This is a genomic window from Kitasatospora sp. NPDC018058 (assembly GCF_044327205.1).
GTDB lineage: Bacteria > Actinomycetota > Actinomycetes > Streptomycetales > Streptomycetaceae > Kitasatospora.
Genome location: NZ_JBIRFA010000015.1, coordinates 101,896 through 119,647 on the forward strand (window position 1 = coordinate 101,896; position 17,752 = coordinate 119,647).

The 17,752-nt window shown below is 73.8% G+C and carries 14 protein-coding genes; 8 read left to right on the plus strand and 6 right to left on the minus strand.

What is annotated here, in order from left to right; all coding sequences use genetic code 11:
• Window positions 1-5 precede the first annotated feature (5 nt).
• Window positions 6-440: a MarR family winged helix-turn-helix transcriptional regulator gene (locus tag ACH4E7_RS22130; protein WP_045692358.1), complete on the minus strand. Its 435-nt coding sequence runs from the start codon at window positions 438-440 to the stop codon at window positions 6-8.
• A gap of 123 nt (window positions 441-563) precedes the next feature.
• Between ACH4E7_RS22130 and ACH4E7_RS22135 the strand changes: the two genes are divergently transcribed.
• Both ACH4E7_RS22135 and ACH4E7_RS22140 read left to right on the plus strand, forming a co-directional pair.
• Entirely contained in the window at window positions 564-1,043 is a 480-nt protein-coding gene (locus ACH4E7_RS22135) for a VOC family protein (protein WP_396250730.1), read from the plus strand.
• A 468-nt stretch (window positions 1,044-1,511) separates the two neighbouring features.
• Window positions 1,512-2,342 carry an MHYT domain-containing protein gene (locus ACH4E7_RS22140; protein WP_396250731.1) on the plus strand — a complete coding sequence of 277 codons (831 nt, stop codon included), beginning with the start codon at window positions 1,512-1,514 and terminating at the stop codon, window positions 2,340-2,342.
• Window positions 2,343-2,426: 84 nt separating this feature from the next.
• Here the strand turns inward: ACH4E7_RS22140 and ACH4E7_RS22145 are convergent, their stop codons facing one another.
• Both ACH4E7_RS22145 and ACH4E7_RS22150 read right to left on the minus strand, forming a co-directional pair.
• Window positions 2,427-4,139, minus strand: coding sequence for a hydrogenase maturation protein (locus ACH4E7_RS22145; RefSeq protein WP_396250732.1), 1,713 nt, complete (start codon window positions 4,137-4,139; stop codon window positions 2,427-2,429).
• Between the two features lie 217 nt (window positions 4,140-4,356).
• Complete coding sequence (locus tag ACH4E7_RS22150; RefSeq protein ID WP_396250733.1) at window positions 4,357-5,280, minus strand: DUF4231 domain-containing protein; 924 nt, start codon at window positions 5,278-5,280, stop codon at window positions 4,357-4,359.
• Window positions 5,281-5,422: 142 nt separating this feature from the next.
• On the opposite strand from ACH4E7_RS22150, the gene ACH4E7_RS22155 reads away from it, so the two are divergent.
• Window positions 5,423-5,872: a VOC family protein gene (locus ACH4E7_RS22155; RefSeq protein WP_396250734.1), complete on the plus strand. Its 450-nt coding sequence runs from the start codon at window positions 5,423-5,425 to the stop codon at window positions 5,870-5,872.
• Window positions 5,873-5,959: 87 nt separating this feature from the next.
• On the opposite strand, the gene ACH4E7_RS22160 is transcribed toward ACH4E7_RS22155, so the two are convergent.
• Complete coding sequence (locus tag ACH4E7_RS22160; protein WP_396250735.1) at window positions 5,960-7,420, minus strand: NCS2 family permease; 1,461 nt, start codon at window positions 7,418-7,420, stop codon at window positions 5,960-5,962.
• Window positions 7,421-7,607: 187 nt separating this feature from the next.
• Here ACH4E7_RS22160 and ACH4E7_RS22165 point away from each other — a divergent pair, with 187 nt between their 5' ends.
• The 3 genes from ACH4E7_RS22165 to ACH4E7_RS22175 are packed head-to-tail and all read left to right on the plus strand — an operon-like array spanning window position 7,608 to window position 10,676.
• Window positions 7,608-7,922 carry a DUF2530 domain-containing protein gene (locus tag ACH4E7_RS22165; protein ID WP_396250736.1) on the plus strand — a complete coding sequence of 105 codons (315 nt, stop codon included), beginning with the start codon at window positions 7,608-7,610 and terminating at the stop codon, window positions 7,920-7,922.
• Between the two features lie 52 nt (window positions 7,923-7,974).
• Window positions 7,975-10,431, plus strand: coding sequence for an HAD-IC family P-type ATPase (locus ACH4E7_RS22170; RefSeq protein ID WP_396250737.1), 2,457 nt, complete (start codon window positions 7,975-7,977; stop codon window positions 10,429-10,431).
• 35 nt (window positions 10,432-10,466) lie between these two features.
• On the plus strand, window positions 10,467-10,676 hold the full coding sequence (locus ACH4E7_RS22175) for a hypothetical protein (RefSeq protein ID WP_396250738.1): 210 nt from the start codon (window positions 10,467-10,469) through the stop codon (window positions 10,674-10,676).
• A 33-nt stretch (window positions 10,677-10,709) separates the two neighbouring features.
• Here the strand turns inward: ACH4E7_RS22175 and ACH4E7_RS22180 are convergent, their stop codons facing one another.
• A complete protein-coding gene (locus ACH4E7_RS22180; protein WP_396250739.1) occupies window positions 10,710-14,006 on the minus strand; it encodes a sacsin N-terminal ATP-binding-like domain-containing protein in 3,297 nt (1,098 codons plus the stop codon).
• 346 nt (window positions 14,007-14,352) lie between these two features.
• Window positions 14,353-15,234: a DUF3027 domain-containing protein gene (locus tag ACH4E7_RS22185; RefSeq protein WP_396250832.1), complete on the minus strand. Its 882-nt coding sequence runs from the start codon at window positions 15,232-15,234 to the stop codon at window positions 14,353-14,355.
• Window positions 15,235-15,787: 553 nt separating this feature from the next.
• Here ACH4E7_RS22185 and ACH4E7_RS22190 point away from each other — a divergent pair.
• Both ACH4E7_RS22190 and ACH4E7_RS22195 read left to right on the plus strand, forming a co-directional pair.
• On the plus strand, window positions 15,788-17,137 hold the full coding sequence (locus ACH4E7_RS22190) for an MFS transporter (protein WP_396250833.1): 1,350 nt from the start codon (window positions 15,788-15,790) through the stop codon (window positions 17,135-17,137).
• Window positions 17,138-17,211: 74 nt separating this feature from the next.
• Entirely contained in the window at window positions 17,212-17,748 is a 537-nt protein-coding gene (locus ACH4E7_RS22195) for a hypothetical protein (RefSeq protein ID WP_396250740.1), read from the plus strand.
• The last annotated feature ends 4 nt before the right edge of the window (window positions 17,749-17,752 follow it).

Consider the following 17,752-nt stretch of genomic DNA (forward strand, 5'->3'; position numbering starts at 1 on the left):
TGTGCCTAGAGGTGTGCGAGCTTGTAGAGCACGGGCGCGGCCTCCCGGAGGACGGCCCACTCCTCCTCGTCGAGCCCTTGGGCGAGCTCGGCGAGCCAGACGTTTCGGCGCCGACGGCTCTCCGCGAGGATCGCCTCGGCCTGCTCGGTGCTGCTGACGACCACCTGGCGGCGGTCCTCGGGGTGCGGCTCGCGCCGCACCAGGCCCTTCTCCTCCAGCATCGCGACGATCCTGGTCATCGAAGGAGGCTGCACGTGCTCCTTCCGGGCGAGCTCACCCGGCGTCGCCTTCCCGCACCGGGCGAGGGTGCCCAGCACTCCCATCTCGGTGGGACTCAACGACTCCTCCACCCGCTGGTGTTTGAGTCGTCGGGAGAGGCGCATCGTGGACGACCGCAGCTGAGAGATCGCTGCGAGGTCCTGCTCGGACATCTCGGGCATCTCTTTAGCTTACGTCATTACTCTCGCTAAGGAAAAACGGGTTCCCGCCGCGCCGGAAGATCGACCCGGTGCCATATTGGTCATGGGGTCACCGCTCCCGACTCCAGGAAGGGCCGACCAGCCATGTCCGATCTCGCCGCCGAGCAGTCCGGGCCGTACGTGCCGTATGCGCCGCCCGCGCCGTACGAGCAGTCCGCAACGTCCGGGCAGCCCGGGCAGTCCGGGCAGGACGACACCGGCTTCGCCCGGCTCGCCATGGTCACCATCGACTGCGCCGACCCGGTCGCGCTGGCCTCGTTCTACGGCGAGCTGCTGGGCTGGGAGACCCGGCACGTGGACGAGCACTTCGCGATCCTGGACAACCCGGAGGGCGGCAGCCCGCTGGGCTTCGGACGGGTGACGGACTACCGGCCGGCGCCGTGGACCGAGCCGGACGGCAGCAAGCACTTCCACCTCGACTTCTACGTCGACGACCTGGACGAGGCGACCGCCAAGGCCCTCGCACTCGGCGCGACCGAACCCAGCTACCAGCACGGCCGCACACTCAGGGTGCTGATCGACCCGGCGGGCCACCCGTTCGGGCTAGCCCCGCTGGAGCAGTAGGGCGTGTCTGACGATTCGCGTCGGATCAGCGCGCGGCGTTGGGGTGCGTGCATCGCAAGGCGGAGGAGGGAGTCCATGCGGAGCATCGGCGACTGACGACAACGCAGCGAGGTGCGTGCCCCGGCGTCGCGCGCCCGGCGGGAATCGACAGACACGCCCTAGGGCCGGCGAACGCGCCTGGGGGCCGTGCGCAGGCGGTGTCAGGGCTTGGTGCCAAGATCTTGCAGACCGCGTAAAGGTCCATGCTGACCTGCGACTTCACGAAAAACGCGAACCTTGTGCGACCACCGGGCAGTGGCTACTCTCCCCGTTGTCAGGGGCACCACACCGCCAGGTCTCCCCTTGGCGGAGCCCCCTCCGCGCCCGTCTCCGCGCGTGTTCCACCGTTCCCCCGTACCCGGTCCCCCGCCTCCGCCCGAGCCCTGGCGCCCGCATCCCCGCATTCCCGCATCCGTCCAGGGAGCTCTCTTGGGTGAGATCCATCATGCCGACCACGGCTGGGTGACACCGGCGGTCTCGTACTTCGTCGCCTGCCTCGGCGCCTTCGTCGCCCTGCGCAGTGCCCGCTGGGCGCTCATCTCGAATGGCCGCAGCCGGGTCGTCTGGCTGCTGTTCGCCTCGACCACGCTCGGCGCCGGCATCTGGTCCATGCACTTCATCGCGATGCTCGGCTTCTCGGTCAGCGGCGTCGAGATCACCTACCAGCCGGGGCTGACCGTGCTCAGTCTGCTGGTCGCCGTCGCGGTGGTCGGCGTCGGGCTGTTCACCGTCGGGTACTGGCGCAGCCGTCCCGTCCTGTCGCTGCTGATCGGCGGGTTGACCACCGGGCTCGGCGTCGCCGCGATGCACTACCTGGGCATGGCCGCGATGGTGCTGCCCGGCCACCTCGGCTACGACCACCTCACCGTGGAACTGTCGATCGGCATCGCGGTGTTCGCGGCGACGGCCGCGCTCTGGGCCGCGCTGAACATCCGGGGCACCCTCGCCGTGCTGGCGGCGGCACCGGTGATGGGCGTGGCGGTCTGCGCGATGCACTACACCGGGATGGCGGCGCTGTCGGTCCGGCTGGACTTCTCGCACTCCACCCAGGACGGCGTGATGGCGCTGCAGTTCATCTTCCCGCTCGGGGTCGGGCTCGGCTGCTACATCTTCTTCGGCGCGCTGGCCTTCGCCGTCTCGCCGAGCAAGACCTCCTCGCAGCCACTGCTGGCCGGCCCGGCAGCGCCGCTGCCGACGCGGACGCCCCGCGTCCCGCCGCAGCAGCGACGGTCGATGGGCAGGGCGGGCGCCCGGCGCTGAACGCGCGCGGCGGAAAACGGACGTCCGGCCGGGTCCCCCACCCCGGCCGGACGTCGTTCGTTCCTCGATCGCCCGCGGCTCCGGCTACTCCGGCCGTCCGAGCGGCCCGGTCAGGTGCCCCGGCGTGGCCACCGGGCAGACCTTGCGCACGAAGTCCCGCCGCAGCCCGTGGTACGACTCGCCCGCCCGGTAGAAGTTGGCGTGCATCCGGCGCAGTTCCTCCGCCCGGTACTCGGCCAGCGGCTTCGCCTCCTCGTCCTCGGCGCGGCGGCGCTTCTTGTCCACCAGCCGCCCGGTGAACTCCGGCGAGGCGGCCAGCCGGGCGGCCTCGCGGGCCACCCAGCGGCGGAAGTCGGCCGCGTCCCCGCCGGCCGTACGGTCCACCAGGCCGATCCGGCGGGCGTGTTCGGCCCCGACCGGCAGCGCCTCCGTGGTGAGCCGCTCGGCCCGCTCCGCGCCGACCCGGGCCGGCAGGGTGTACGTCCAGTACTCGGAGCCGTACAGGCCCATCAGCCGGTAGTGCGGGTTGAGCACCGCCGACTCCCGGCACCACACCTCGTCGGCGGCGAGCGCCAGCATCAGGCCGCCTGCCGCCGCGTTCCCGGCCAGCGCGGCGACGGTCAGCTTGTCGCTCGTGGCCAGGATCGCCTCGACCAGGTCGTCCATCGCGTTGATGTTCTCCCAGGATTCCAGCGCCGGGAAGGCCGCGCCCTCGATGACGTTGAGGTGGATCCCGTTGGAGTAGAAGTCCCGGGGCGCGCCGAGCACCAGCACCGAGGTGGGCCGGTCGGCGGCCATCCGGTAGGCGGCGAGCAGCCGGCGGCACTGCTCGGTGCTCATCGCCCCGCCGGCGTAGGCGAATTCGAGGTAGCCGACGTCGCCGTCCTCGCGGTAGCGCAGCTCCGACCAGGTGTCCCGGCGGGCGGCCTCGGCCGGGCTCACCGGCACCTCGCGGACCCGGTGCAGCTCGTCGGCGAGCACCGTCGCGGCCGGCAGCTTGAAGGTGGCCGGCCCGCCGGGGGTGCGGCGCGGGCGCAGCTGCGGGATCCAGACCGCGCCGTCCACGGTGGCCCGACAGATCGCGCCGTCCCGGGTGGCGATGACGGCACCGGGCCGCGGGCCGCGCAGGTCGTCCTCGGGGTGTCCGCCGTGCAGGAAGAACTCCCGTCCGTACAACTCGTCCAGCACGCCGGGCTGGGAGTCGGCGGCGCGCAGCTTGCGCAGCACGGTGGCGGTGTCGTCCTGCTCCCAGTCGATCCGGCGGGCCTCCTGGCGCAGCGGCGGCCGCAGCTCGCCGCGCACGTCCGGGCGGGCGTAGTCCAGCGGCTCGGGGGTGTACAGCCCGCCCTCGTAGCGCTGGACGGCCAGCAGGACGGCCTCGACGGCGGCGTCGGCGACCTCGCCCCGGTACAGCTCGCTCTTGCCGCAGTCGGGGACGGCGAAGTCGACGGACGCCCAGATGTCGCCCGCGTCCATCTCCTCGACGGCCTGCAGCACGGTGACGCCCCAGCGCCGCGCGCCCTCGGTGATCGCCCAGTCGAGCGAGGAGGGGCCGCGGTCGCCCTTGGGGCCCGGGTGCACGATCAGGACCGTCCGGGTGGACCAGATGTCCGCCGGGACGGCCTTGGTGAGCATCGGGCAGATGATCAGCTCGGGGTCGACGTCGGCCACCGCGGCCCGCATCTGGTCGTCGCCGAGCGCGAGTTGGACGGCGACCTGGTGGCCGCGCTCGCGCAGCTCGGTGTGGACGCGCTGGGTCAGGCTGTTGAACGCGGTCGCGATCAGGAGAATGCGCAAGGGGGGGCCTCCGGGCAGGACTTCGGGTGCGCGGAGGCGATGAAACCAGGGCATGGACACGTAATGGTTACGTTCCGCGCCTCGACGCCCTACCCTCACGCACCCCGCACACGTGTGGCCCCGGCGTGGCCCGTGCTTCGCCGGATCTCCCCAGCCTCTTCCCGGAGTTGGTCTGGCGCGCCCCTCCCGGAGCGGACGAGGACCCACGAGACACGCCTTAGCGTGGGAACGCCCGGCGGGCCCGCCAGGTGGTGTGCTCCCGGGAGACCGCGTCCTCCGCCTCGGCGGCCAGCCGCGCCCAGCGCGCCTCGGCGCCCGGCCCCTTGAGGTCGAGGTCGGAGAGCTGGTTGCCGACGTTCTCCAGCTCGCGCGCGGCCAGTTGGTAGGCGGCGGCCAGCGGGCGCAGCTGCTTGAGCTGCGTCCAGGCGATGATCGCGGCGGCCGCGGCCGAGCTGGCGCCGAAGATGTGCACCTCCAGGGCGCCGGTGGCCTGGGCGATCGCCGCCGCCGCGCCGATGATGATCAGCGTCGCGATGCCGAGCCCCCAGGAGACCGCCTGGGACTCGCAGGAGTCGGCCCGCGAGCGGTACCAGGTGCGCTGGCCCTCGACCCGGGTGCGCAGGTAGAGGGTGCGTCGGGCGGTCAGGCTGTCGGCCCGGGCGCGCCTCATCTCCTCGGTGATCTCGGGGACGGTGCCGGGCGGCACGATCTCCGGGTCCTCGAAGGCCCGCAGCACGTCCTCGACCTGGAGCAGGTAGCCGCGGTCGGCGTCCGCCGACTCGGCCTCGCCGTCGAACGGCCGGGCCCGGACGCTGTACTTCCAGGCCAGCGTCTTGACCGACTCGGCCGCCGCCCGCGCCTCGTACCAACGCCCCTGCGGGTTGCTGCGGCGCAGCCGGGACCAGAAGTAGCCGGCCACCAGGAAGGCGGCCACCGAGAACAGTGGCTTGATATCGCTGTCGCCCTTGTGGTCCGGGCCCGGCAGCGACCCGATCAGCGCGGCGATCACCAGCATCGCGATCAGTCCGCGGTGCCAGCGCAGCGTCTCGCGCTGTCCGTCCAGCGAGGCCTTGTCCGCCCGCCAGAACAGATCCGGCAGCAGCCGCGCCTCGACTCCCCCGGGCGGATCCTGTTGCACCATCGGTCGAGTCCCCTCCCCGTCTCCGTCCAGGCAGTATGCCCACCGTCAACTGCCCTACACGGTCGCCTTTTTGACACCTTCCGCGACACCTTCCGACCGTCGATGATTGCCCCGCCCCCAGGTAACCGATATAAACGGTTACATGCCGCTGCACTGGAAACTCGTCATCGACTGCGCCGACCCGCACCGCCAGGCCGCCTTCTGGGGCGCCGCCCTCGAGTACACAGTCGAGGACCACGGCACCCTGATCACCCACCTGCTCGACGCCGGCGCGATCACCCCCGACGCCCTCACCGAGCTGGACGGCCGGCCCGCCTGGCGCACCCTCGCCGCCGTCCGCCACCCCGAGGACCCGTACGACCCGGCCTCGGACACCGGCCTCGGACGCCGCATCCTCTTCCAGGCCGTCCCGGAGGCCGAGCAGGGCAAGAACCGCCTCCACCTGGACGTCCACCCCGGCCCCGGCGAACGCGCGGCCGCCGTCACCCGCCTCGTCGCCCTCGGCGCCACCGTGCTGCGCGACGTCAAGGAGCCCGGCGGCGAGTGGACCGTCATGCGGGACCCCGAGGACAACGAGTTCTGCGTCCACTGACCGGGCGCGGGAACGGCGCGGCCCCGCCCTCCGGGAAGGGAGGGCGGGGCCGCGGTGGAGCCGGGGCCGTTGCGCGGCCGCAGGGCCTCAGAGCAGACCGAGCGCGGGCATCAGGTAGTAGAAGGCGAACACCGCCGCCACCGCGTAGAGCGGGGCCGGCACGCTGCGGCCGCGGCCGGCGGCCAGGCGCAGGACGCAGAAGGCGATGAAGCCGAGGCCGATGCCGTTGGTGATCGAGTAGGTGAACGGCATCATCACCATGGTCAGGAAGGCCGGGATCGCGATGGTGTAGTCGGCCCAGTCGATCTCCTTGACGGAGTTCGCCAGGATCAGGAAGCCGACCGTGACCAGCGCCGGGGTGGCGGCCTGGGCCGGGACCATGGTGGCCAGCGGGGTGAGGAAGAGCGCCACCATGAAGAGCAGACCGGTGACGATCGAGGCGAAGCCGGTCCGGGCGCCCTCGCCGACGCCGGCGGTGGACTCGACGAAGCAGGTGTTGGCGGAGGCGGAGGTGGCGCCGCCGGCCGCGGTGGCGATGCCGTCGACCATCAGGACCCTGTTGATGCCCGGCAGGTCGCCGTTCCGGTCCAGCAGGTGGGCCTCGTCGGCGACACCGAGGATGGTGCCCATCGCGTCGAAGAAGCAGGACATCAGCACGGTGAAGACGAACAGCACGCCGGTCAGCACGCCGACCTTCTCGAAGCCGCCGAACAGGCTGACCTTGCCGACCAGGCCGAAGTCCGGGGCGGCCACCGGGTTGCCGGGCCAGGTCGGGACGGTGAGGCCCCACGTGAGCGCCGGGATGTCGACCAGCTTGTCGATCACCACCGCGAGCACGGTGGAGCCGGCGATGCTGATCAGGATCGCGCCGGGCACCTTGCGGATGACCAGGATCAGGGTGAGCAGCAGGCCGAACACGAAGACCAGCACCGGCCAGCCGAGCAGGTGGCCGTTGCCGCCGAGCTGCACCGGGACGGTGGTGTGGGCGGCGTCCGGGACGCGGCTGACGAAGCCGGAGTCGACCAGGCCGACCAGGCTGATGAACAGGCCGATACCGATCGCGATGGCCTTGCGCAGGCCGAGCGGGACGGCGCTCATGACCCGCTCGCGCAGACCGGTGGCGACCAGCAGCATGATCGCGAAGCCGGCCAGCACCACCATGCCCATGGCGTCCGGCCAGGTCATCTTGGGCGCGAGCTGCAGCGCCACGATGGTGTTGACGCCGAGGCCGGCCGCCAGGCCGATCGGCACGTTGCCGACCACGCCCATCAGCAGGGTGGTGAGACCCGCGGTGAGGGCGGTGGCGGTGACCAGCTGGGCGCTGTCCAGGTGAGCCCCGGTCATGTCCGTGGCGCTGGCCAGGATGATCGGGTTCAGCACCAGGATGTACGCCATGGTGAAGAAGGTGGCGACACCGCCGCGGACCTCGCGCGGCAGGGTGGAGCCGCGCTCGCTGATCCGGAAGTAGCGGTCCAGGGCACCCGCAGGGGGCTGCGGTGCGGCGTCGGCGGGTTCGGGCGACTCGGTGGTCGGCTGGACCACGGGCATGGCGGGGCGTCCTCTGTGGGGGAGCTGAGGAGAGGGGGACCGCCCGGGGCGACGGTGGCCGGGCGTAGACCATTAAGTATGGTTTCCGGATCGCACACGCGCTATCTTCGCGCGTAGAGCCCGCAGGGCGTCCCGGAGCGCACCCAGGGGACCCGCCCGGCCCCCACCGCACCGTACGCTAGGCCCCATGCCCAAGACGCCGCTGCACCCCTCGCCCCCTCCGCTGGAGGCCAACGACGTCGCCATCGTCGGCGGCGGCACGGTGCTGTGGTTCGTCGCCTTCCTGGCCCTGCTCCCCTTCCAGGGCACCCTCTCCGACCACGGGCACGGCACCTGGCCCTGGATCTGCCTCTCCGGCGGTCTGCTCGGCCTGATCGGTCTCTGGTACTGCCGCGCCCGGCGGGACGCGATCGCCCGCAGCCGCACCGCCGAGGCCGCCCTGCGCGCGGCCGACGACGACGGCACCGGCAGCGGCGCGGGCCCGGCCACCCAGTCGGACTGAACAGCCCTTTAGTAGCACGCATCGGACATAAGGCGCCCGTAGAGTCGGTGCCATGACGCAGCCTGCCCAACCCGAGGAAGAGCAGCCGGCCGACGGAGACCTACCCGACGGAGCGCACCCCCTCGGGCTGCTGCCCGGGCGGCGCGGTGGCCTGACCTCCGCCGAGGTGGCCGAACGGGTCGCCGAGGGGCAGGTCAACGACGTACCGGTGCGGTCCAGCCGGTCCGCCAAGGAGATCGTCCGGGCCAACGTCTTCACCCGGTTCAACGCCATCATCGGCGTCATGTTCGGGATCATCCTGATCGTCGGCCCGATCCAGGACGGCCTGTTCGGCCTGGTCATCGTGGCCAACACGGCGATCGGCATCCTCCAGGAGCTGCGCGCCAAGAAGACCCTGGACAGCCTGGCACTGATCGGCGAGGCCCGCCCCCAGGTCCGCCGGGACGGCACCGTCCAGCAGATCACCGTCTCCGAGATCGTCCTCGACGACACCGTGCTGCTCGGCATCGGCGACAAGGTGATCGTGGACGGCGACGTCACCGAGGCGGACGGCCTGGAGATCGACGAGTCGCTGCTCACCGGTGAACCCGACCCCGTCCTCAAGCAGCCCGGCGACCACGTGATGTCCGGCAGCTTCGTGGTGGCCGGCGCGGGCGCCTTCACCGCCACCAAGGTCGGCCGCGAGGCCTACGCGGCCCAGCTGGCCGAGGAGGCCAGCAAGTTCACCCTGGTGAAGTCGGAGCTGCGCAGCGGCATCGACAGCATCCTGCGGTTCATCACCTACCTGCTGATCCCCACCGCGCTCGGCCTGATCATCAGCCAGCTGGCCGTCGAGGGCCGGGACTGGCGCGAGGCCGTCCGCCGGATGGTGGCCGGCATCGTGCCGATGGTCCCCGAGGGCCTGGTGCTGCTGACCTCGGTGGCCTTCGCGATCGGCGTGATCCGGCTCGGCCGCAAGCAGTGCCTGGTCCAGGAGCTTCCGGCGATCGAGGGCCTGGCCCGGGTGGACACCGTCTGCCTGGACAAGACCGGCACCCTCACCGAGGGCGGCATGGACGTGATCGACCTGCGGGTGATCTCCGACGGCGAGCCCGCCCCGGTCGACCAGGACACCATCAAGCACGCGCTCGCCGTGATGGCCGGCGCCGACGCCCGCCCCAACCCGTCCATGCGGGCCGTGATCGACGCGTACGGGCGCGGCGACGGCGCCGGCCCGGGCGGCAACGGCTGGCGGGTGATCGAGGCGATGCCCTTCTCCTCCGCCCGCAAGTGGAGCGGCGTGCAGCTGCTGGAGCCGCAGGGCGGCGAGGCCAGCTGGCTGCTCGGCGCCCCCGACGTGCTGCTGCCCGCAGGGCACCCGGCGCTCGCCGAGGTGGACGAGCTGGGCGCCCAGGGCCTGCGGGTGCTGCTGATCGGCCGCACGCCCGTCCCGCTGGACTCCCCCGACCCGGCGGCCGGCCTCACCCCGCTCGCCCTGGTGGTGCTCCAGCAGCGGCTGCGCGCGGACGCCGCCGACACCCTGCGCTACTTCGAGAGCCAGAACGTCCGGGCCAAGGTGATCTCCGGGGACGCGGCGGTCTCGGTCGGCGCGGTGGCCGACCACCTCGGCCTGCCCGGCGCGGACCGCCCGCTGGACGCCCGCACCCTGCCCGAGGACCCGGAGCAGCTCGCCGAGACCGCCGACCGGACCAGCGTCTTCGGCCGGGTCACCCCGCAGCAGAAGCGCTGGCTGGTCGGGGCGCTGCAGTCCCGCGGCCACACGGTGGCGATGACCGGCGACGGTGTCAACGACGTGCTCGCGCTCAAGGACGCCGACATCGGCGTGGCGATGGGCACCGGCTCGGACGCCACCAAGGCGGTCGCCCAGATCGTGCTGCTCGACGACTCCTTCGCGACCATGCCCTCGGTGGTCGCCGAGGGCCGCCGGGTGATCGGCAACATCGAGCGGGTGGCCGGACTGTTCCTGGTGAAGACGGTCTACTCGGTGCTGCTGGCGCTGCTGGTGATCTTCACCCACTCGCCGTACCCGTTCCTGCCCCGGCACTCCACCGTGCTGTCCACCCTCACCATCGGCGTGCCGGCCTTCTTCCTGGCCCTCGCCCCCAACAACGAGCGGGCCCGTACCGGCTTCGTGAAGCGCGTCCTGCGGCTGGCGATCCCCGGCGGCATCATCGCCGGCACCGGCACCTTCGTCGCCTACGCGCTGGCCCGCGCCAACCACGCGACCGACCTCGAGGCCGACACCAGCGTGGCCACCCTGACGCTCTTCCTGATCGCCATCTGGGTGCTCGCCATCGTCGCCCGCCCGTACAACTGGTGGCGGTTGCTGCTGATCGGCACCATGGGCGGCGCGTTCGCGCTGGTCCTGGTGATCCCGCCGCTGTCCGACTTCTTCGAGCTCTCCCTGGTCGGCGGACGCGACCCGTGGACGGGCGTCGCCATCGCGGTGCTCTGCGGCATCGTGCTGGAGATCGCCTGGGGCTTCATGAAGCGCCGCGGGCTCGAATGACCCCGGCCTAGCATGGCCCCGGGAGGGGGTGCCGAATGGCGCGCAGGGGTGGGGAGCTGGAGGCGTTCATCGCCTTCCTGGGCGGGCTGCTGGCGGTCGGGCTGACGGCGCTGGCGATGGCGGGCGTCGGCCTGACGATCAGGCCGACGCCCGCGGTGAAGGCGGCCGCGATGGTGACGCTCGGCGCGGTCTGGCTGACCGTCACCACCACCGTCTACCTGCGGCTCAAGCCGCGCGGCGACTGAGGCCGCTCAGCCCGGTCCGCCCTCTCGGTCCGCTCAGCCCTCGAAGTCCCGGGCCGCGGACAGCTCGTACGCCCGGTCCGGCTCGCTGAGCGCGGCCAGCACCTCGAAGCGCCGGTGCCACTGCCCGACCGACCAGGCGAGCCCGGCCGCCAGGCCCTCCGGGGTGGCCGCGTGCAGCAGGCCGGGCACCGGCGGGACTTCGAACTCGTCGTCCTCGTCGGCGGCTTCGGCCAGCTCCGGGTCGTAGGGCGGCTCCGGCGCGTCCGACTCAGGGTCCCAACGCCAGTCCACCGCGGCCTCGTTGCCGTCCGGGCCGACCACCAGCAGCTCCTCGTGCTCCTCGTAGGCGACCGGGCAGCCGGGCAGCAGCTCCCGCACCACGGCCGGCACCCGGTGCAGCACGCCCTCGGAGAGCACCCGGCCGCCGGCCACCTCACTGGCCAGCGACACGTGCAGCCGCTCGGCGAGGTCCGCGGCGAGCGCCGGGGCGACCGGCAACAGCGGGTACGGGTGCAGCAGTTGGACCAGGTCCGGGGCGTCGGCGACGACCGCCTCGGTGGCGTCCACCACCACCGTGCGGTCCGGGCGGCGCCCGGTGGCCGGGTCCAGCGGCGGCAACGCCCGCACCACGTCCAGCGGTTCGATCCGCTCGCGGTCCACCCGGGCCAACGCGGTGTGGATGCCGTGCAGTTGGCGGTGCCCGACCTCGGCGGCCGGGTCGGTGAGCCGGTCCAGCACCTCGTCCGGGCCGTGCGTCTCGGCGAGCAGCGCGGCCAGCGTGGTGCGCACCCCGAGCGCGTGCAGGAACTGCTCGTCCAGGGTGGTGCGCGCCTCGTCGTACAGGCCGCGCAGCAGCGGGTCGGCCCCGGCGGCGCGCAGCCCGGCGGGCTCGCGGCCGGCCAGCACCGGGTGGTCGCGCAGCCACCAGGCGGTGTACGGCGGCAGGTCGGCGTAGGAGCCGTTCGGCAACAGGGTGCGGACGGGGTTGACCACGGCGTCCCGGTACGGCGGGCGGGCGAGCGCGGCCAGCGCCTCGGGCCAGGCGTCGTCGTCCACCAGGTCGAGGTCGCGGACGGCCAGCAGCTCGGCGGCCACCGGCGGCACGCCGACCACCTCGTCCGCCTGCAGCGCCTCCAGGGCGTCCTCGGCCCAGTCGGCGAGCCCGTCCGGCGCCTCGTCCAGCAGGCCGGTGGGGTGGCCGCCGGCCGCCCGGTCGGCCGGGACGGTCGGGTCGAGCCGCTCCAGGTCGTCCGGGTCGAGCACCACGTCCTCGGCGCGCACCAGCACGAAGTCGGCCAGCACACCGACGGCCGCGAGCACCTCGGGGCCCCAGCGCTCCACCAGCTCGTCGTCCACCCAGCCGGCGTCCTCCTCGCGGGCGAGGGCGGCGAACGGGCTTCCGGGCAGCACGAGCTCGCCCGCGCGGGCGGGCTCGCCCTCGTCGTCCAGCAGCGCCAGCCGGGCCAGCCACGGGTGCTCGCCGGGCGCCGGGGCGGCGGCCTTCACCAGGGCCAGGACGGCGTCGGCCAGTTCGAGCGCGGCGTCCAGGTCGTCCTCGGCCAGCTCGTAGGAGCGGGCGACGGCGGCCCGCACCTCGGGCGTGTCCAGCACCCCGGCCGGGGTGGCGGTGCCGGCGCCGAGCTTGGCCAGCAGCGGGTGGGCGGCCTCGGGGTGGGCCAACCGCAGGTCCAGCGCGGCGAGTGCGCCGGCCAGCGTCTCGGGGTAGCCGGGGAAGGCCGCCCAGTCGGCGTCCTCGGAGGGCAGCAGCACCCGCCGGGGCCCGGTGACGGTCCGCCCGTCGGCGAGCGGCACGGGCAGCGCGCCGAGCGCCTCCGGGTCGGCCGCGCCGAGCGCCGCGTACAGGTTGCGCCACCAGGCCGGGTCGCGGTCCAGGCCGCCGAGCTGGTCGACCACCTCGGCCAGCGGCACCCGGCGCACGTTCAGCACCCGCAGCTCGGTGCGACGCTCCAGGCCGGCCGGCAGCAGCCCCGGGAAGATCGGCGCCAGCGCCTCGACCACCGAGCCGTCCGCGCCCTCCAGCAGCGTCGCGTCCCGGGGCCGCAGCGCGGGCGTGCCCTCCTCGACGACGCCGGGGTGCGGCAGGAACGGCGTGCCGGGTAGCCGGGACAGCACGGCGGCGCGCAGCGCGTTGTCCAGCGCGCCCTGCCCGAGCGGCCCGGGGACGAGGCCGAGCGAGCCCAGGTCGGCGCCGCGGGCGCGCAGCAGCTCGGCGTAGCTGTCGGCGGCGCGCTCGGTGAGGAAGTCGGCGAGCGGGCCGGGGGCGATGTGCCGGCGGGTGGAGTCCAGCGGGTAGGAGGCGATCAGCAGCGCGGGCAGGCCGACCGGCTCGTCGCTGGGGGTGGGCGCGTGCAGCACCGGCTCGATCGCGGGCCGCTGCGGGGCACCGCCCTCGGCGACCGGGACGGCCCAGGTGACCGTCCAGTACGGGCGGGTGCGCTCCTCGGTGGGCCGGTCGGCGAGCAGCCCGGCGTCCAGGCGGCCGGAGGCGCCGACGGTCTGCCAGACCGTCTGCCGCAGCAGCCCGCCCGCGTCGTCGGTGACGGTGACCTCGGTGACGCCGTCCGGGCGCGGCTCGGCGGAGCTGCGGGTGAGCGTCCGGGTGGCCTCCGGGGTCTCCACCACGACCTCGGACAGGCCCGGCAGGGTGAGCAGCAGCGCGTCGTCGATCCCGGCCAGCAGACGGCGGGTCAGGTCCTCGGCGGCGGCGTCCCGCAGCGGCAGCACCACCACGGTGTCGTAGCCCTCGGGGGCCGGGCCCTCGGCCGCGAACGGCAGCCGCAGCAGCGGCACATGGCCGTCCCGGCGGCGCAGCTCGTCGGCCAGCGCGGGCTGCGCCTCGGCCAGTGACCGGGCCTCGCCCAGCGACCAGCGCACCCCGCCCGCGGCGCCCAGCACGGCGGGCTCGTCGGTGACGGTGAGGACGGCGGCGAAGCCGACGCCGAAGCGGCCGACGGCGGGCTCCTCGCCGCGCTTGGAGGAGGCGCGCAGGGTGGACAGCGACTCGACGGCGGCCGCGTCCAGCGGGGCGCCGGTGTTGGCTGCGGCCAGCACGCCGTCCGCCAGGGTCAGCCGCAGCCGCCCGGGGCCGCGCCCGGCCCGTACCGCCGCGTCGGCCGCGTTCTGTGCCAACTCGACCACCAGCCGGTCCCGGTAGCCGCCGAGCGCCAGCTCCTCCTCGGCATTGGCGTCCTCCCGGAACCGGGCCGGCGAGGCGGCCCAGGCGTCCAGCACCCGTCGGCGCAACGCGGCACTCCCGAAGGAGTCCGCGAGGTGCTCGTCCGTGCCGCTGCCGATGATCCGAGGTTCCACTGGACCTGCCGCCTTCCGCCGCCCTGTACGTCGTAAGGGCATTCTTCCCTGCCCCACCGACTACTCCCGACCACGGCCCCGCCCGGCGGCGCCCGCACCCGCAGGATCCGCAGGCCGACGCCGTCGACCGGCCCCGCTCGGGGCGCCCCGCGGGCGGCAGGCAGGCCGGGGCGCGGGGTGGGGTGGGGTGGGGTGGGGGGTGGGGGCAGGAGGCCTGTCGCCCGCGGGATGGGGGATGCCCGCAGGCGACAGGAGCGGCGGGGCCCCGCATCAGGCGCCCCCACTCCCGTAAACGTCGCGGCCCGCCCCACCGGTTCAGCGGGGCGGGCCGTCAAGCGACGCGGGCTCAGGAGTGGCCGAGCTCCTCCGCCGGGGCGTCGGGCTCGACCGAGCCGGAGGCGCGGTCCGGGTGGAGCTGCAGCGGCTCGACCACCAGCTCGTCCAGGATCAGCTCGGACGGCGCCGGCGGGGCCGGGATGACGGCCGCCTCGGAGTGCCCGCCGCAGCCGTACGCGAAGGAGACGATCTGGCCGTCGGCCGGGCCGAACTCGTTGCCGCACACACCGAAGGCCTGTCCGAGCGAGCCGCCGATCGGGATCAGGAAGCCGCAGCTGCCGCACGCGGCGGGCGCCGCTTGGGCCATCGGGGTCTGCGGGCCGTGGGCCTTCTCCCAGCGGTCGGCGGCCAGGTGCAGGCCGAGCCGGGAGAGCACCCGACTGCGGCCCATGCCGAGCTCCTCGGCGACGGCGTTGATCTGGGCGCGGGCCGGGGCGGGCTGGACGTGCGGGTCGGTGACGACCACGTCCTCCTGGGCCGCGAGGGCGACCGCGGAGTTCGGCGCGGGCTCGTCCTCGCCGCTCCAGCCGGCCTCCAGCCGCACGTCGTCGGCGCCGGTGGGCAGCAGGTCGCCGGGGCCCATGTCGCCGGGGCGCAGCCGCTCGCTCCACGGCACCCACTCCGGGGCCAGCACGGCGTCGGGGCCGGGCAGCAGCACGACCTCGTCCAGGGTGACGTTCTTGGCCCGCGGCGCGCGGGCGACGGTGACCGCCCAGTGCCAGCCGCGGTAGGCCGCGTCCAGGCACTCGAAGCTGTGGGTGACGACACGGTCGGCGTCCGCCTGGACGCCCAGGTGCGGGCCGACCGCCTCCGATCCGACGGCCTCCTCGGCAGCCTGACGGGCGAGTTCGACGGCCTCGGCACAGAGCCGGTCGGGGGTACGGCTTCGCATCGCAGCACTCACGGCGTCGATTCTCTCCCAGTTCTTCTGTCACCCACGGCGTGTTGCCTGTTCCGTCGCGGCTCGGTGGTCCCTCGTCCATTCTGCGCGACCCGGGGCCGCCGCGGGTACCGACCGCGCCGCTCGACCGGCCTACCGGCGCCCGGCGCCCGACGGGCGGACCCTGGGCAGGCTACCCGCCGGTCGGTGCCCCGGCACAGTCCGGGGCGGAGCCTGGCCTTCCTCGGCCGCGCCGAGCGAAGCGGAATCCCGCGTCGCAACAGCGAATCTGGGGCAGGATGGGCTTGTGGCGGACGACAACCCGTCGCAGCACGCACTGCGCGCCTCGCAGGCCGGCAGCCCCGACGAGGCAGCCGCCGCGCCGCGACCGCAGCCCCCCGTCCCCGCTGCGGGCGAGCCGCGGCCGGGGAACGGCCTTGAGGCGTCCGCCGCCCGGGTCGACCTGGAGAAGCCGGACGTTCCGGACGACGCCCACACCCGTCACCTCCACGCGCTCGACGAGGACCTGGAGGAGGAACTCCCCGAGCCCCACCGTAACGTCCTGGTGCGCGCCGTCTCCGCCGTCGGCATCCGCCTCGGCAAGCTGGTGCACGGCACCGGCCGCCGGATCCGCCGGGCCACCTCCGCCGAGGGCGCGGGCGAGTCCGGCCTCGCCAAGCTGATCGAACTGCACGCGCTGAACTCCTTCGGCGACATGCTGATCACCATCGCGCTGGCCTCCACGATCTTCTTCTCCGTCCCCACCGGCCAGGCCCGCGGCCGGGTCGGCCTGTACCTGCTGATCACCATGGCCCCGTTCGCCCTGCTGGCCCCGGTGATCGGCCCGCTGCTGGACCGGCTCCCGCACGGCCGCCGGGCGGCCATGGCGATGTCGATGCTGACCCGGGCGGTGCTGGCCTGGACGATGGCCGGGGTGGTCTCCGGCGGCGGCATCGCGCTCTATCCGGAGGCACTGGGCGTGCTGGTGGCGTCCAAGGCGTACGGGGTGGTGCGCAGCGTCGTGGTGCCCCGGCTGCTGCCGAGCCGGCTGTCCCTGGTCAAGGCGAACTCCCGGGTCACCCTGGCCGGGCTGCTGGCCACCGGTGTGGCGGCGGGGGCGGGCGGGCTGTTGCACCTGATCGGGCCGGCCTGGCCGCTGCGCGGCGCCTTCCTGGTGTTCGTGATCGGCACCCTGATGGCCTTCCACCTGCCGCACGAGGTGGACTCGGCGAAGGGCGAGCAGCGGGCCGTCCTGCACGCCGAGGTGCACGGCGAGGGCTCGCACCTGATCCACCACAAGCCACCGAAGGTCAAGGCCTCGCTGCGCACCGTCGGCCCCTCGGTGGTGCTGGCGTTGCGGGCGATGTCGGCGATGCGCTGGCTGGTCGGCTTCCTGGTGTTCTTCCTGGCCTTCCTGCTGCGCACCGAACCGATCGGCGGTCTGAAGCCGACCCTGGCGCTGGGCCTGGTGGTGCTGGCGGCGGGGACGGGCAACGCGCTGGGTTCGGTGCTGGGCTCCTGGCTGCGCACGCGGGCCCCGGAGGCGACGGTCACCGCGATGCTGGTGCTGGCGACCTGCGTGACGGCGGCGGCCGCGCTCTGGTACGGCGTGCTGACGGTGGTTCTGGTGGCCGGCGTGTCCGGGATGGCGGCTTCGCTGGGCAAGCTGGCGCTGGACGCGCTGATCCAGCGGGACGTCCCGGAGGCGGTGCGGACCTCGGCGTTCGCCCGTTCGGAGACCCTGATGCAGCTGTGCTGGGTGGCGGGCGGCGCGGTCGGCATCGTGCTGCCGCTGAACGGGGTGCTCGGCCTGTCGATCGCGGCTTCGGTGGTCGGTCTGATGCTGGTGTGGACGGTCCACTCGCTGCTACGGCTGGGCCCGCGGCGGCACCTGGCCGCGCCCCGGGTGGCCTGATTCCGACGGTGCGGCAACACGCGGTGGTCGACCCCCGCGTAGCGTGATCGGCCCGGCCCGGTAGATTCTGACGCATGAGCCTCAATTCCCGTGTCATCGCCGCCCTCGGCGCCGTCGTCGTGGTCGGCGCCGGCACGGTCGGCGGGTCCATCGCCTACGCCTCCGGTCAGACGGAGATCAGCGACCACCGCGTGACCCTCACCGTCGGCAACTCCTCGCAGGCCCAGGACCCGTTCTGCGCCAACGACGACGGCAGCCCGCTGTCCGACGACGACCAGCAGAAGTGCTCGAAGAAGGCCCAGGACGCGCTGAAGGCCGGGACCCTGCCGAGCTCCGACGTCGTGCTGAGCGACCGCGTCGGCGTCGGCGTCTCCCCGACGGTGGCCAAGAAGGGCTGGGTGGCCTTCAGCAACGGCGGCCCGCTGAGCGGCGGTGGCCAGTTCTCCGTGTCCAGCTGGTCCAAGAACGGCTCGACCTACTCCGGCTCCCACGCGGCCGGCCAGCTGCTGAACGCCTCCGGCCGGACCCTGATCACCGTGGTCGAGGGCGACCGGGACCTGGAGAGCCCGACCGCGATCTGGTACTTCCAGCTGAACACCCAGGAGAGCTGACGGT

Bases quoted from the DNA above. Each gene is read 5' to 3' on its own strand.
- ACH4E7_RS22130 (WP_045692358.1), bottom strand. From the start codon at position 440: ATGCCCGAGATGTCCGAGCAGGACCTCGCAGCGATCTCTCAGCTGCGG.
- ACH4E7_RS22135 (WP_396250730.1), top strand. From the start codon at position 564: ATGTCCGATCTCGCCGCCGAGCAGTCCGGGCCGTACGTGCCGTATGCG.
- ACH4E7_RS22150 (WP_396250733.1), bottom strand. From the start codon at position 5,280: ATGGTGCAACAGGATCCGCCCGGGGGAGTCGAGGCGCGGCTGCTGCCG.
- ACH4E7_RS22155 (WP_396250734.1), top strand. From the start codon at position 5,423: ATGCCGCTGCACTGGAAACTCGTCATCGACTGCGCCGACCCGCACCGC.
- ACH4E7_RS22160 (WP_396250735.1), bottom strand. From the start codon at position 7,420: ATGCCCGTGGTCCAGCCGACCACCGAGTCGCCCGAACCCGCCGACGCC.
- ACH4E7_RS22165 (WP_396250736.1), top strand. From the start codon at position 7,608: ATGCCCAAGACGCCGCTGCACCCCTCGCCCCCTCCGCTGGAGGCCAAC.
- ACH4E7_RS22170 (WP_396250737.1), top strand. From the start codon at position 7,975: ATGACGCAGCCTGCCCAACCCGAGGAAGAGCAGCCGGCCGACGGAGAC.
- ACH4E7_RS22175 (WP_396250738.1), top strand. From the start codon at position 10,467: ATGGCGCGCAGGGGTGGGGAGCTGGAGGCGTTCATCGCCTTCCTGGGC.
- ACH4E7_RS22185 (WP_396250832.1), bottom strand. From the start codon at position 15,234: ATGCGAAGCCGTACCCCCGACCGGCTCTGTGCCGAGGCCGTCGAACTC.
- ACH4E7_RS22195 (WP_396250740.1), top strand. From the start codon at position 17,212: ATGAGCCTCAATTCCCGTGTCATCGCCGCCCTCGGCGCCGTCGTCGTG.